Below are 14,212 nucleotides of genomic sequence, written 5' to 3'. Positions count from 1 at the left end.
GCGTCTCCAGGGAGCCCCCATGCCCGCCACGTCACCGTCCGCACTCGCCATCCTCGCACTTCTTGCGGCGATGGCCGTGGCCCTGCTCGCGCTGTGGCGGGCGCGGCGTCGCGAAGCGCGAGAGCGGGAGCGCTTCGCCCTGATCGCCCGTGCCACCAGCGACGGCATCTATGACGCCGATCTCGAGCGCAACACGTTGTGGCGCAGCGAGGCCTTCTGCCGCATGTTCGGGCTGCCGGCCGACGCCGCCGCGCACGAGATCGCCGACTGGCTCGCCAAAGTCCATCCGGAGGACCGCGACCGGGTCCGCCAGGGATATGCCCAGGCCCTCAACACCGGCATGGTCGAGTGGGAAGTCGCCTATCGCTTCGAGAGGCCCGACGGCAGCGTCGGCCACGCCCGCGACCGCCTGATGATCCTGCGCGACGCGGCCGGGCATCCGGTGCGCGCCATCGGCGGCGTGACCGACATCAGCGAAGAGCTCGGCGCCGTCGATCGGCTCGCGCTGCTGAAACGCGCGCTCGACGCCACCACCACCGGCGTGGCCATTGTCGATGCGCAGCGCCAGGGTTGGCCAACGGTGTACGTGAATTCCGCGCTTGAGGCGATGAGCGGCTACCCGGCCGAAGAGCTGCTCGGCCGGAACCTGAACTTCCTGCAGGGCGCCGAGCGCGAACAGCCCGGCCTCGAGACGCTGCGCCATGCCCTGCGCGAGGGGCGTGACGGCCAGGTGCTGCTGCGAAACTTCCGCAAGGACGGCAGCGCGTACTGGATCGACCTCGTGGTGTCGCCGGTGCGCGACGCCAAAGGCGTGCTCACCCACTACGTCGGTTCGCAGATCGATGTCAGCGAGCGCGTGGCCACGGAGCAGGCGTTGGCGCATCGCGCGACCCACGACGAACTCACCACGTTGCCGAACCGCCAGCTGTTCCGCGACCGGTTGGCGCAGGCGCTGCGCGAGAGCAAGCGCTTCGGCTTGAACCTCGTCGTGCTTTTCGTCGACCTCGACAACTTCAAGCTCGTCAACGATTCGCTCGGCCATGCCGCCGGCGACGAGCTGCTGCGCACCGTGGCACGTCGCCTGCAGGGTTGCCTGCGGCAGACCGACACGGTGGCCCGTTTCGGCGGCGACGAATTCGTGGTCCTGCTGCTCGGCGAAGTGGAGACGGACGTGTTGCGGGTCGTCGACCGCATCACCGAGGCCTTGCGTCGTCCTGTCGAACTGGCCGGTTCGATGCACTACGTCACCGCCAGCATCGGCTATGCCCGCTGCCCACAGCACGGCGACGAGGCCGGCGTGCTGCTGCAGCGCGCCGACATCGCGATGTACCAAGCCAAGGCCCGCGGGCGGAACTGCGCCGTCGGCTACGAGCCGGCCTTCGACCAGGGCGCCACCGAGCGGCTGTTCCTGATCTCGCAGCTGCGCGAAGCCGTCGAGCGGCGGGAGTTCGAGCTGCACTACCAGCCACAGTTCCGTTGGGACGGTCGCGCGCAGGGCTTGGAGGCGCTGTTGCGCTGGCGCCATCCGCAGCGCGGCTTGCTGGCGCCCGGCCACTTCATCGATGCCCTCGAAGAGAGCGGCCTGATGGTCGAGGTGGGCCGGTGGGTGCTGCGGGACGCGGCGCGGCGCCATGCCGAGCTGGTCGCGCAGGGCCTCGGGGACGTGCGTCTGGCGGTGAACGTCTCGGCCACGCAGTTGCACCACAACCTGCTGGAGGACATCGAAGCGATCGTCGAGGAGTTCGCCCTTCCGCACGGCGCGTTCGAGCTCGAGCTCACCGAGAGCGTGCTGATGGTCAACGCCGAGAGCACCATCGAGCAGATGCGTCGGGTCGCGAAGCTGGGCGTCGGCATCGCGGTGGACGACTTCGGCACCGGCTACTCCTCGCTCTCGTACCTGAAGCGCCTGCCGATCCAGCGGCTGAAGATCGACCGCAGCTTCGTGCGCGGCCTCGGCGGCGACCCGGACGACGAGGCGATCTGCGCCTCGGTGATCCTGCTCGCCAGCAGCCTCGGCCTCGACACCGTGGCCGAGGGCGTCGAAACCGAGCCTCAGCGCGACTGGCTCGCCGAGCACGGCTGCGGCGAGCTGCAGGGCTACCTGCTGGGGCGCCCGGCGCCGTTCGAGGACGTCGTGGCCATGATCAGGGCGCAGCGCGGTTGAGCAGGATCGCGCCGCCACGCGCGTCCTCGCCGATCAATCGTAGAGCACGCCCGGCAGCCACGTCGCCAACTCCGGCACGAACCACAGGACGAGCAGCAACCCCAGCTGCAGGCCGATGAAGGGCAGCACGCCGCGGTAGATCGCCATGGTCTCGATGCTCGGCGGCGCGACGCCGCGCAGGTAGAACAGCGCGAAGCCGAAGGGCGGCGTCAGGAAGCTGGTCTGCAGGTTCACGGCCATCATCACGCCGAGCCAGATCGGGTCGACGCCCAGCGCGAACAGCACCGGCGCGACGATCGGCACGACGATGAAGACGATCTCGATGAAATCGAGCACGAAGCCGAGCAGGAACATCAGCAGCATCACCAGCAGCACGGCGCCGTTCGCACCGCCGGGCAGGCCGGTGAGCAGTTCGTGCACGAGGTCGTCACCGCCGTAGCCGCGGAACACCAGCGAGAACAGCGCCGCCCCGAACAGGATGGCGAACACCATCGCACTGACCTTCACGGTCTCGCGTGCGACCTCGTGCAGGCGCGCGAACGACAGCCGGCCCCGCATGCCGGCGAACATGCTGGCGCCGACCGCGCCCACCGCCGCGGCCTCCGTCGGGGTGGCGACGCCGCCGAGGATCGAGCCCAGCACCAGCACGATCAGGCCAAGGGCCGGGAGCACGTCGCGGGCGAGTTCGAACCATGAAGGCCGCACCGCGTCGGGCAAGGCGGGCGCGCGATCGGGATGGCGCCACGCCACGTACAGCGCGTAGGCCAGGTAAAGCGCCACGAGGCCGAGGCCCGGCAGCAGGGCGCCCGCGAACAGGTCGCCGACCGAGACCGTCTCGGGCGCGAAGTTGCCGGCGGCGAGCTGGGCGCGCTGGTAGGCGTTGCCGAGCTGGTCGCCGAGCAGCACCAGCACGATCGAGGGCGGGATGATCTGCCCCAGCGTGCCCGACGCGGCGATGGCGCCGGTGGCGAGCTTCGGGTCGTAGCCCGCGCGCAGCATCACGGGCAGCGAGATCAGGCCCATCGTCACGACGGTGGCGCCGACGATACCGGTGCTGGCCGCGAGGATCGCGCCGACGAGGATCACCGCGACGACGAGGCCGCCGCGACGCTGCCCGAACAGCGCCGCGACGCGCGTCAGCAGCGCTTCGGCGAGCTGGCTGCGCTCGAGCATCACGCCCATGAAGACGAAGAGCGGCACGGCGAGCAGCGTCTGGCTGGTCATCGTGTCGAACAGCCGGTTGGGCAGCGCCTGCAGGAAGCTTGGATCGAAGTTTCCGAGCACGATGCCAAGCCCGGCGACCAGCAAGGCCACGCCGCCGATCACGAAGGCCACGGGGAAGCCGCTCGCCAGCCCGGCGCACAGGCCAAGCAGCAGGAGGGCGAGCATCAGGATGTGCTGGTCGTGCAGGCTCATGCCGTTGGCTCCGTGCGCATTGCCGCAGCCTCCGGCGACGTGCCGAACGCGGTGGGCAGCACGCGCAGCGCCTCCGCCACGCCTTGCAACGCCAGAAGGCCGGCGCCGACCGGGAGCAGGGTCTTGGCGAGGTACAGGCCCGCCAACCCGCCGGTGCTGCCGGAGCGCTCGCCGATCCTCCAGCTCATCGCCACGTAGTCGAGGCTGAACCAGACGAGTGCCGTGCAGAACGGCAGCAGCAGCCCGACGATGCCGAGGATCTCGACCCGCGCGACCGTGCGCGGCGACCAGCGCGAGGCGAAGACGTCGATGCGGACGTGCGAGCGGTGCTTCAACGCGTAGCCCAAGCCGAGCATCACCATGCCGGCGTTGAGCCACAGCACCAGGTCCTGCACCTTCACCGAGCCGACCCCCAGGCTGAAGGCCAGCACGAGGCCTGCCGTCAGCACGACCAGGGCCGTCGCGGCGAGCGCGGCCAAATGGCCGCAGGCCTCGCTTACGGTGTCGCATGCGCGCACGGGCCACGGCCCGCGGACGTCGCCCGGCGGCGGTGTCGATGCGCTGTGCAATCCGGCCATGCGTCCTCCCGAAGTTCGCGACGCGCGAGGATGGCACCGGCGGCGAGGCCGATACAATCCAGCCCTCGCCGAACCGGACCCTCCCCATGCCGCGCCTTGTGCTGATCGACGGCTCGTCCTACCTGTACCGCGCCTTCCACGCGCTGCCGCCGCTGACCGGCCCGGATGGCACGCCGACCGGCGCCCTGTTCGGCGTGGTGAACATGCTGCGGGCCACCTTGAAGGAAGGGCCGGAGTACGCGGCGTTCGTGCTCGACGCTTCGGGCCCGACCTTCCGCGAAGACCTCGACCCGCAGTACAAGGCGCACCGGCCGCCGATGCCCGACGACCTGCGCGCCCAGGTCGAACCGATGATCGCTATCGTCGAGGCGCTCGGCTTCCCGATCCTTCGCGTGCCCGGCGTCGAGGCCGACGACGTGATCGGCACGCTGGCGGTGCAGGGCGCGGCGCAGGGGCTCGAAGTCACCGTCTCGACCTCGGACAAGGATTTCGCCCAGCTGGTGCGCCCCGGCATCACGCTGGCCAACACGATGAGCGGCTCGAAGCTCGCCACCGACGCCGACGTGATCGAGAAGTTCGGCGTGCGCGCCGACCAGATCATCGACTACCTCTCGCTGATGGGCGACAGCGTCGACAACGTGCCCGGCGTGGAAAAGTGCGGCCCGAAGACGGCGGCGAAGTGGCTGGGCGAGTACGGCACGCTCGACGCCGTCATCGCCAACGCCGACAAGGTGACCGGGAAGATCGGCGAGAACCTGCGTACCGCGTTGTCGCGCCTGCCGCTGAACCGTCAGCTCGTCACCATCAAGACCGACGTCGCGCTGGACCGCGGTCCGGCCGAGCTGCACCTGCGCGACCGCCATGTCGACACGCTGCGGGCGCTCTACCTGCAGTACGGCTTCAACGCCGCCGCGCGCGAGCTGGACGGCGGCGCGGGTGCGCCGGCATCGGGTGGTGGCGCCGCCGCTCGTGGTGCCGCCCGCGGCTTCGGTGGCAGCGGCGACGCAGCGCCTGTCGATCCCGCGTGGTCGATGAAGGGCGAGGTCGAGTGCGTGCTCGACGAGGCGTCGCTCGCGCGCTGGGTCGAGGCGCTGCGCGCCGCGCCGCTCATCGCCTTCGACACCGAGACCGATGGCCTCGATCCGCAGCAATGCCGCCTCGTGGGCGTCAGCCTTTCCGTCACCATCGGCACCGCCTGCTACATCCCCATTGCGCACGCGTATGCCGGTGCGCCGGCGCAGCTGCCGTGGTCGACCGTTTGCGAGGCGCTGAAGCCGATCCTCGAGGACGCCGCCCGACCCAAGCTGGGTCAGAACGGCAAGTTCGACATCGAAGTGCTGGCCCGCCACGGCATCGACCTGCAGGGCTATGCCGAGGACACGCTGCTGATGAGCTTCGTGCTCGACGCCGGCCTCAACCGCCACGACATGGACGCCCTGGCCGAGCGCCACCTCGCCTACACGACCATCAAATACGAAGCCGTGTGCGGCAAAGGCGCCAAGCAGATCACCTTCGACCAGGTCGACCTCGAACGCGCCACGGCCTACGCCGCCGAGGACGCCGACGTCACCCTGCGCCTGCACGCCGCCCTGTCATCGCGCCTCGCCAACGAACCGGCGCTGGCCGCGGTCTACCGCGACATCGAGATGCCGCTGGTCCCGGTGCTCGCGCGCATGGAGCGCACCGGCGTTCGCATCGACGTCGCCGAACTGAAGCGCCAGAGCGGCGAGCACGCCAAGCGATTGCACGCCATCGAGCAGGAAGCGCACGGCATCGCCGGCCGACCGTTCAACCTCGATTCGCCGAAGCAGCTGCAGGCCCTGCTGTTCGACGAACTGGGCCTGCCGGCGCTGGTGAAGACGCCCACCGGCCAGCCGAGCACCAACGAGGAAGCGCTGGAGGCGATCGCCGACCAACACGCGCTGCCGCGCTTGATCCTCGAGCACCGAGGCTTGGCCAAGCTCAAGAGCACGTACACCGACAAGCTGCCGGAGTCGGTGAACCCGCTCACCGGCCGCGTGCACACGCGCTACAACCAGGCCGGCGCGGCGACGGGCCGTCTCAGCTCCAACGACCCGAACCTGCAGAACATCCCCATCCGCACGCCGGAAGGCCGGCAGATCCGCCGCGCGTTCGTCGCTCCGGAAGGCCGCGTGATCCTCGCCTGCGACTACTCGCAGATCGAGCTGCGCATCATGGCCCACCTCAGCGAGGACGCCGGCCTGCTGCGCGCCTTCGCCGAAGGCCTCGACGTGCACAAGGCCACCGCGGCGGAGGTGTTCGGCGTGCCGCTGGCCGAGGTCAGCGGCGACCAGCGTCGCGCGGCGAAAGCGATCAACTTCGGCCTGATCTACGGCATGAGCGCCTTCGGCCTCGCGCGCCAGCTCGGGATTGATCGCGGGCAGGCGCAGGACTACATCGGCCTGTACTTCAGCCGTTATCCCGGCGTGCGCGCCTACATGGACCGCACGCGCGAACAGGCCAAGGAGAAGGGCTACGTCGAGACCGTGTTCGGCCGCCGCCTGCACCTCGCCGAGATCCGCTCGCGCAACCAGGCGCAGCGCGCGGGCGCCGAGCGCGCCGCCATCAACGCGCCGATGCAGGGCACGGCCGCCGACATCATCAAGCGCGCGATGGTCGCCGTGGACGCGTGGACCGTACCGCGCTCGGATCGCATCGCGATGCTGATGCAGGTGCACGACGAACTGGTGTTCGAAGTGGACGCGGGGTTCGTCGACGAGGCCAAGGCTGAGATCCTGCGGCGGATGGAGGCGGCGGCGACGCTGCGCGTCCCGCTGCTGGTGGAAGCCGGCATCGGCGCGAGCTGGGACGAAGCGCACTGACTTTACGGTTCCGTCACGGCGTACTAGCGATTCCGTCACGGTTCGACGACAGCGCGGTGAATTTCCCCTGAATCCAAGGGAAAACAGCGTCTGGGTTCACGAACTTCTCAGCGCCCGGGTGGTCAGATGTCACGCAACGGATGCAATGTCCGTTGCCGTGGACTCGATCCCTCCCCTGATCGACCCACACCGAAGCGGCGGGCCTCCCCTCTCGCCGCTTCACCGGCCCCGCGAGTCTCCCCTGGCTCGCGGGGTTTTTATTTTCCGGCAAGGGCGCCTTGTGGCATAAGGCCGCATGACCGCGAACGACGCTCCCTACGATCTCGCCGTGATTGGTGGCGGGCCGGCCGGCGTAGCCACGGTGCTGGCGGCCGGTGCGCTCTCGCCGCAGTGGCGCGTGCTCTGGTGCCGTGGTCCCGAAGAGGCCGCGCGCGCCTTCCTGCCGGCCTATGGCGGGAACAGCCTGCGGCATCGCCTCAACGTGCCGGTCGAACGCATGGGCCTCGATGCGGAGGCGCCGGTCGATTTCTTCGACTGGCTGCGCCGGGAGCACCCGGCGCGCGCCGTCGAGCCGGGGCAATTCGTGCCCCGGCGTTGGTTCGGCGAGTACCTCGAGGTCCTGCGGGCCGCGGTCGACGTGGATGCGGACTTCGGCGCGGTGCTTGGCCTTCGCCGCGAGGGCGACGACTGGCGGATCACCTTGGCCGGCAATGGGCGGGAGGGGGTGCCCCCTCCGCGGCTCGCCAGGCGCGTGGCGCTGTGCCTTGGCATGCCCGCGGGCCTGCCGATGCCGAACGCCCCCCGGCATTGGGTGTCCGACCCGTGGGCCTGGTGGCGCGCCTTGCCGGTCGACGGGGTGCCGCTTCGTGACGCCGACACGGTGCTCGTGGTGGGCAGCGGCCTCACCGCCGTCGACATGGTGTTGGGCCTGCGCGAGCGCGGTTTCCGCGGGACGATCCGCGTCGTGTCGACGGGCGGGCGCTGGTCGCAGGCCCACGCGCCCACCGCGCCGCTGGCACCCGACGTGCGAGAAGCCCTTGATGACGCCCTCGATGAGGCAGTCTCGGCCCGCGAGGTGCTGCGCGTGCTGCGGCAGTTCGCGTCACGACACCCGTGGCGTGCCGTGATCGATGCGCTGCGCGTCGAGACGAACGCCCGCTGGGCCGCCTTGGGGCTCGATCAGCAACGGCGCGTGCTCCGGCACGCGTTCGGCGTCTGGAACCGCCATCGCCATCGCATGGCGCCGGACGTGTGCGCGACGCTCGAGGCCGATGCCGCGCTGTCGCTGGAGTCCGGCCGAATCGGCGTCGACGCCGCGGGGCGCATCGTCAAGCGCGATCGGTGGGGCGATACCGTCCTCGATGTCGCGCTCGCCCTGGACTGCCGCGGCCCCGGTTTCCGCGCCGCGCTGTCCGGCGATTCGCTGCTGGCCGGACTCGTGCGCGACGGCGTGCTCGAGGCGCATCCGCTCGGCACCGGCGTGCGCTCGCCTGCCGAGCCGAGCCTCGCGGTGGTCGGGGCCGCCCGCTTCGGCGAGCGCTTCGAGACCAGCGCCGTGCCGGAGCTGCGCCAGCAGGCGGTCGAGGTGGTGCGGCGCTGGGTCGCCTAGCGCGGCCCAGGTCCGGGATGCTCAGGGGCCGCAGCGCGGCATGCCATCGCCGAGCCATTCCCTTGGAACGAGGTAGTCCGCCAACCGCGCCTCGTCGCTGCCCGACTCGGGCACGTACCCGTACTCGAAACGCACGCGCGGCGGCAGGCTCATGAGGATGCTCTCGGTGCGGCCGCCGCTCTGCAGGCCGAACAGCGTGCCGCGGTCCCAGACGAGGTTGAACTCGACGTAGCGGCCGCGGCGGTAGAGCTGGAACTCGCGCTCGCGCTCGCCGTAGGGCGTGGCCTTGCGCCTCGCGACGATCGGCACGTAGGCCTCGAGGTAGCCATCGCCGACCGCGCGCTGGTAGGCGAAGCTGCGCTCGAAGCCGTCGGCGTGCAGGTCGTCGAAGAACAGGCCGCCGACGCCGCGGCATTCGTTCCGGTGCTTTAGGAAGAAGTACCGGTCGCACCAGGCCTTGTGCTCGGCGTAGCGCGTCGGGCCAAAGGGTGCGCACGCTTCCCGCGCGACGCCGTGCCAGTGCCGCACGTCCTCGTCGAACGGGTAGAACGGCGTCAGGTCGAAGCCGCCGCCGAACCACCAGATCGGGTCGCGACCTTCGGGGCGGGCCTCGAAGTAGCGCACATTGGCGTGCGAGGTCGGCACGTACGGATTGCGCGGGTGGATCACCAGCGAGACGCCGACCGCGCGCCACGGGGCGCCGGCGAGCTCGGGGCGGTGCGCGGTGGCCGAGGCGGGCAGGGTGGTGCCGCTGACGTCGGAGAAGCCGACGCCGGCCTGCTCGAACACCGCGCCTTCCTTCATCACCCGCGAGCGACCGCCGCCGCCTTCCGCGCGCGTCCAGGTGTCCTCGGCGAAGCGGCCCGGGCCGTCCTCCGCCTCGAGCCCCGCGCAGATGCGGTCCTGCAGGCCCATCAGGTAATCGCGGACGGCGGTGAAGTTCGGGCTGGGGGCGCTCATGCGGGTCCTCGGAGGCATCGATGGCGCGCAGTCTAGCGGCCCGGGCCCCGCCCTCCTTGCGTCGGGTCAAGGCGGGCGGCGCCGCTATACTTCGCGGCCTTCCGCACCGCCCCGCTCCGCCTTGCGCGTCTCCGACCGCCCCGCCGCCGCCCCATTGCTGGACTTCGACTTCGTCGATGCCGTGCTGCCGTGGCGCAACGGCTGCGCGTGGCTGGGTGGCGCCCGCCGGGAGGCCTGGGTGCCCGGCCAGCCGCTGGAGGACGAATCGTCGGAGGCGGGCGTGTTGCGCCGACGTGCAGGGGGCTGGGCGATGATCGGCCTGCATCGCGGGATCGATGGCGGTGACGTCGCCGCGGCCTCCGAGGCCGCCTATCGCGCCCTCATCGCCGCGGCCCGCCCGAGCGCCCACCCCTACTTGATCCGCATCTGGAACTTCCTCGGCGCGATCAACGCCGGCGAGGGTGACGAGGAGCGCTACCGCCGCTTCTGCGTCGGTCGCAACGCCGCGGTCGATGCGATGTTCCGCGACCCGCCTCCGGCGGCCACGGCCATCGGCGCGCCCGATCCAGGCATGCCGCTCAGCGTCGTCGCCCTGTGCAGCGACCGGCCCGCGATTGCGCTGGAGAATCCCCGGCAGACGCCCGCCTGGCAGTACCCGCGCGAGTACGGCCCGGTGCCGCCCGGCTTCTCCCGTGGCGCGGTGCTGTGCGACGACGAGGGCGCCATCCTTCTCGCCTCGGGCACGGCCAGCATCATCGGCCACGTGTCCCTGCATGTCGGCGACGTCGTGGCCCAGCTCGACGAGAGCCTCGCCAACCTGCATGTGCTGCTCGACGAGGGCGCGCGGCGCAGCGGCGAGCGCTTCCCGATGGGCGGCCTGCAAGCGTTGCGTGTCTATCTGCGCGAGGCCGACGCGATCTCGGCGGTGCAGGCGCGCCTCGAGGCCGCCGGTGTGCCATTGGCCCGCGTCGCTTTCCTGCACGGCGACGTCTGTCGCCGCGAGCTCGACGTGGAGATCGAAGGCGTGTTCGCGGCGGGCTGAAACGACGACGGGCGGCCGAAGCCGCCCGTCCTTGCCGCGCCGATGCCAGGGCCGATCAGCCGACCGGGTCCAGCCCGCGCCGGCGTCGGATCTCCCGCGCCAGCACGACCAGCAGGGTCACCACCGTCAACGGGACGACGAAGAACATCATCGCGGTGCTGAAGACGGGCAGGGCGTCGTGGCCGGTCGCGTCGAACACCAGGTAGACGGTGTAGGCCACGTAGTAGCCGAGGAACAGCGCACCCTCCCAGCGCTGGATGGTGTAGCCGACGAAGAAGATCGGCAGGCAGGCCACGGCCACCGCCATCATCACCGGGAAGTCGAAGCGGATCGCCGCGTCCGAGACCGGCAGGCCGTCGGGCGCCACCAGGGCGGTGAGGCCCAACACCGCGAGGATGTTGAAGATATTGCTGCCGACGACGTTGCCGACGGCGATGTCGCGCTGGCCACGGATGGCGGCGGTCACCGAGGTGGCGACTTCCGGCATCGACGTGCCGGCGGCGACGATGGTCAGGCCGATCACCAGTTCGCTGACGCCCATGGCCGTGGCGATGGTGATCGCCGCGCTGACCAGCCACTGCGATCCCAGCACCAGCAGTACCAGCCCGACGAGGATGAGCCCGATGTCCTTGGCCCAGTGACCGTTGGCCTCGATGGCTTCTCCCGTCTCGCCGCTGGCCTTGCCGACGCGGATGGCCAGGACGCAGTAGCCGATCACGCCGGCGAACAGGATGGCGCCCTCCCAGAAGGCGATGCGGCCGTCCATCGACAGCAGGAAGGCCAGCACCGAGACGCCGATCATCAGCGGCACGTCGAGCTTGACCAGCTGTTTGCTCACCAGCAGTGGCGTGATCACGGCCGACAGACCGAGGATGAGCAGCACGTTGAAGATGTTGCTGCCCACCACGTTGCCGACCGCGATGTCGGCCTCGCCCTTCCAGGCGGACGAGACCGAGATCGCCATCTCCGGCGAGCTGGTGCCGAAGGCGACGACGGTGAGGCCGATCACCAGCGGCGAAATGCCGAAGCCGGCGGCGACGCGCGAGGCGCCCTTGACGAGCATTTCGGCGCCGACGATCAGCAGGGCCAGGCCGGCGATGAGGGTGAGGGCGGTGATCATGGCTTCAGGGTCTCGTCCATCAGTTCAAGGATGCGGCGGTACTGGTCGTACCAGGCTTCAGGCTGCACGTAGCCGTGGCGTTCGAGCGGGTAGCCCGCGAGCTCCCAGCCCGGCTTCTTCAGTTCGATCAGGCGCTGCGCGAGGCGCACCGAATCCTGGAAGAACACGTTGTCGTCGATCATGCCGTGGGCGATCAGCAGGCGGCCCTGCAGGTGCTCGGCGTGCTCGATCGGCGAGCTGTCGATGTAGACCTGCGGCCCGAGCTCCGGCGTGTCGAGGATGTTGCTGGTGTACTCGTGGTTGTAGTGGCGCCAGTCGGTGACCGGGCGCAGCGCGGCGCCGGCCTGGAACACGCCGGGCGCCTTGAACATCGCCATCAGGCTCATGAAGCCGCCGTAGCTGCCGCCGTAGATGCCGACGCGCGCGCGGTCGGCCTGGTGGTTGGCGACGAGGTAGTCGATACCGTCCTTGTAGTCCTGCAGCTCCGGTGTGCCCATCTGGCGGTAGATCGCCGTGCGCCAGTCGCGGCCGTAGCCCTCGGAGGCGCGGAAGTCGAGGTCGAGGACGAGGTAGCCGCGGTCGGTGAGCAGCTGGTGGAACATCTGCTCGCGGAAGTACACGGGATAGCGCGCGAACACGTTCTGCAGGTAGCCCGCGCCGTGCACGAACATCACCACCGGATACTGCTTGCCGGGCTCCATCGTGGCGGGCGTGTAGAGCTTGCCCCAGATGGTGCCGGCGCCATCGCTGCTCGGTACCTGCACGAAGCGCGGCGCGCGCCACGGCATGGCCTTGAAGGCCGCCGTGCGCGTGTCGGTGAGTTTCGTCACCGCACCGCCCTCGATGCCGACGACTGCGGCCTGCGGCGGCGTGAACGACGCCGACCAGCGCAGCGCGATCTTCGAGCCGTCGGGCGACAGGGCGAAGTCCTCCACGCCGTCGAGCGCGGTGAGTTCGCGCACGTCGCCGCCCGCCACCGGCACGCGGCACAGCTCGTAGTCACCCGGCCACTCGCGGTTGCAGACGAAGACGAAGTTCGCGGCGTCGGCCGTGAGGACGGGCGACGAGGCTTCCCAGCGGCCGTTGGTGAGGGCCTTGGCGCGGCGGCCGTCCTGAACGTAGAGGTGCGAGTAGCCGGATTCCTCCGACAACCACCACGCGCGTCCATCGGGCAGCACGCCGAAGTCGTTGAAGTTCCAGTTGATCCACGCGGGGTCGGTGAGGCGATGCACCGTCGACAGAGCGCCGCTCGCGCGATCGACGCGGACGATCCAGCGGTCCTTGTTGTCGACGCTGCGCAGCATGGCCAGTGGCGTGCCGTCCGGCGCGAAACGCACGTCCATCAGGCGGACGGCGCGCAGGCCCTCGAGCGCGGGCTGATCGTGTTCCTTCTTCAGCGCGGCGAGCGGATCGACGTCGATGCCGGGCAGGGCCTTGAGGTCGAGGTCGGTCACCGTGCCGTCGGCGAGGTCGACGAGCTTGAACGCCTGCGCGATCGGGGCGTTGCGGCCCACGCGGGTGCGCACGTCCTCGGCGTCCTCGAAGCCGTCCTCGTTGACGTAGCGCGGCATCTTGCCGCCGCGGCCGGCATCGGCGCCTTTCGGTTCCAGTGCCACCAGCACGTGGCGGCCGTCGGTCGAGAGGCTGCTGGCGGCGATCGTGACGTCGTCGCCGAGGAACACCGGGCCCGGCGCGCGTGTGCGGTCGCCGTCGCGCTGCGCCTTCGCCTCGGCGGCCAGCGCGTCGCGGTCGGCGCGCTGGCGTGCCAGCGTTTCGATCAGCCGCAGTTCGGCATCGCGCAGCACGTCGGGCTTCGGCGCCGACTGCGGGTCCTTCTCGGCCCTCAGCACGGCGACGGTGCGCTCGCGCTGCGCGGCGAAGTCGTAGGCGCGCCACTCGTCACCGACGCGGTAGAAGACCGCGTTCCCATCGGCGGCGAAGCGCAGGTCGGTCTCCTGGGCGGCGCTCTGGGTCAGCTGCTGGCGCTGGCCGGTCGCCAGTGTCACGACGAAGACGTCGCCGTTGCGCAGGGTGGCCATGCGCGTGCGACGGGCGTCGAACACCGGGGCCGGAGCGTCGGCTTCGGCGGCGTCGGCGGGCGCGAGCTTCACCGGCTCGCCGCCGGCCGCGGGCTGGCGGAAGACATCGCGCACGGGCGAGCCAGGGCGCTTGAGGGTGTAGGCCACGTGCTGCGAATCGGCGCTCCACCACAACTGCTCGACGGGCGGGCCGATCCAGTCCGGATGCGACATCGCGAGGTCGAGCGTGAGCGGCGGGGCCGACGGTGCGGCGAGGGCCGGCACGGCGACGGCCAGCGTCGACGCGAACAGCGCGAGCTTGCGCAGCGGGGGCAGGGCGTTCGGCACGAGGGTCTCCAGCAGAAAACGAGGTCGCGAGCCTAGCAGGGTGCGCCGCGTTGGCCGTGCGACGGTGCGCTTCCCCCATTGCACGCCAGCGGCGACAATCCCGGGAGTCGCCAC

At 70.6% G+C, this 14,212-nt stretch carries 9 protein-coding genes; 4 read left to right on the top strand and 5 right to left on the bottom strand.

Going from position 1 to position 14,212, the window contains the following annotated elements; translation table 11 throughout:
• Positions 1 to 19: 19 nt before the first annotated feature.
• Positions 20 to 2,164, top strand: coding sequence for a putative bifunctional diguanylate cyclase/phosphodiesterase (locus ACYVAK_RS04140; RefSeq protein WP_461058247.1), 2,145 nt, complete (start codon positions 20 to 22; stop codon positions 2,162 to 2,164).
• Between the two features lie 33 nt (positions 2,165 to 2,197).
• On the opposite strand, the gene ACYVAK_RS04135 is transcribed toward ACYVAK_RS04140, so the two are convergent.
• Positions 2,198 to 3,580, bottom strand: coding sequence for a TRAP transporter large permease (locus ACYVAK_RS04135; RefSeq protein ID WP_461058245.1), 1,383 nt, complete (start codon positions 3,578 to 3,580; stop codon positions 2,198 to 2,200).
• On the bottom strand, positions 3,577 to 4,158 hold the full coding sequence (locus ACYVAK_RS04130) for a TRAP transporter small permease subunit (RefSeq protein WP_461058244.1): 582 nt from the start codon (positions 4,156 to 4,158) through the stop codon (positions 3,577 to 3,579). The genes ACYVAK_RS04135 and ACYVAK_RS04130 overlap by 4 nt, the downstream gene beginning before the upstream one ends.
• Before the next feature lie 86 nt (positions 4,159 to 4,244).
• Between ACYVAK_RS04130 and polA the strand changes: the two genes are divergently transcribed.
• Both polA and ACYVAK_RS04120 read left to right on the top strand, forming a co-directional pair.
• On the top strand, positions 4,245 to 7,001 hold the full coding sequence (polA, locus tag ACYVAK_RS04125) for a DNA polymerase I (RefSeq protein WP_461058243.1): 2,757 nt from the start codon (positions 4,245 to 4,247) through the stop codon (positions 6,999 to 7,001).
• Positions 7,002 to 7,296: 295 nt separating this feature from the next.
• Positions 7,297 to 8,610, top strand: a complete 1,314-nt coding sequence (locus tag ACYVAK_RS04120; protein WP_461058241.1) for an FAD/NAD(P)-binding protein — start codon at positions 7,297 to 7,299, stop codon at positions 8,608 to 8,610.
• A 21-nt stretch (positions 8,611 to 8,631) separates the two neighbouring features.
• Here the strand turns inward: ACYVAK_RS04120 and hemF are convergent, their stop codons facing one another.
• Complete coding sequence (hemF, locus tag ACYVAK_RS04115) at positions 8,632 to 9,570, bottom strand: oxygen-dependent coproporphyrinogen oxidase (RefSeq protein WP_461058239.1); 939 nt, start codon at positions 9,568 to 9,570, stop codon at positions 8,632 to 8,634.
• Between the two features lie 121 nt (positions 9,571 to 9,691).
• Between hemF and ACYVAK_RS04110 the strand changes: the two genes are divergently transcribed.
• Positions 9,692 to 10,612: a chorismate transformation enzyme, FkbO/Hyg5 family gene (locus ACYVAK_RS04110; RefSeq protein WP_461058237.1), complete on the top strand. Its 921-nt coding sequence runs from the start codon at positions 9,692 to 9,694 to the stop codon at positions 10,610 to 10,612.
• Positions 10,613 to 10,667: 55 nt separating this feature from the next.
• On the opposite strand, the gene ACYVAK_RS04105 is transcribed toward ACYVAK_RS04110, so the two are convergent.
• Positions 10,668 to 11,732 carry a calcium/sodium antiporter gene (locus ACYVAK_RS04105; RefSeq protein WP_461058236.1) on the bottom strand — a complete coding sequence of 355 codons (1,065 nt, stop codon included), beginning with the start codon at positions 11,730 to 11,732 and terminating at the stop codon, positions 10,668 to 10,670.
• Positions 11,729 to 14,098: a prolyl oligopeptidase family serine peptidase gene (locus tag ACYVAK_RS04100; RefSeq protein ID WP_461058234.1), complete on the bottom strand. Its 2,370-nt coding sequence runs from the start codon at positions 14,096 to 14,098 to the stop codon at positions 11,729 to 11,731. The genes ACYVAK_RS04105 and ACYVAK_RS04100 overlap by 4 nt, the downstream gene beginning before the upstream one ends.
• Positions 14,099 to 14,212: the final 114 nt, after the last annotated feature.

The sequence above is a fragment of the Silanimonas algicola genome (genome assembly GCF_054777375.1).
This window is presented reverse-complemented; position numbering and strand designations above follow the sequence as displayed.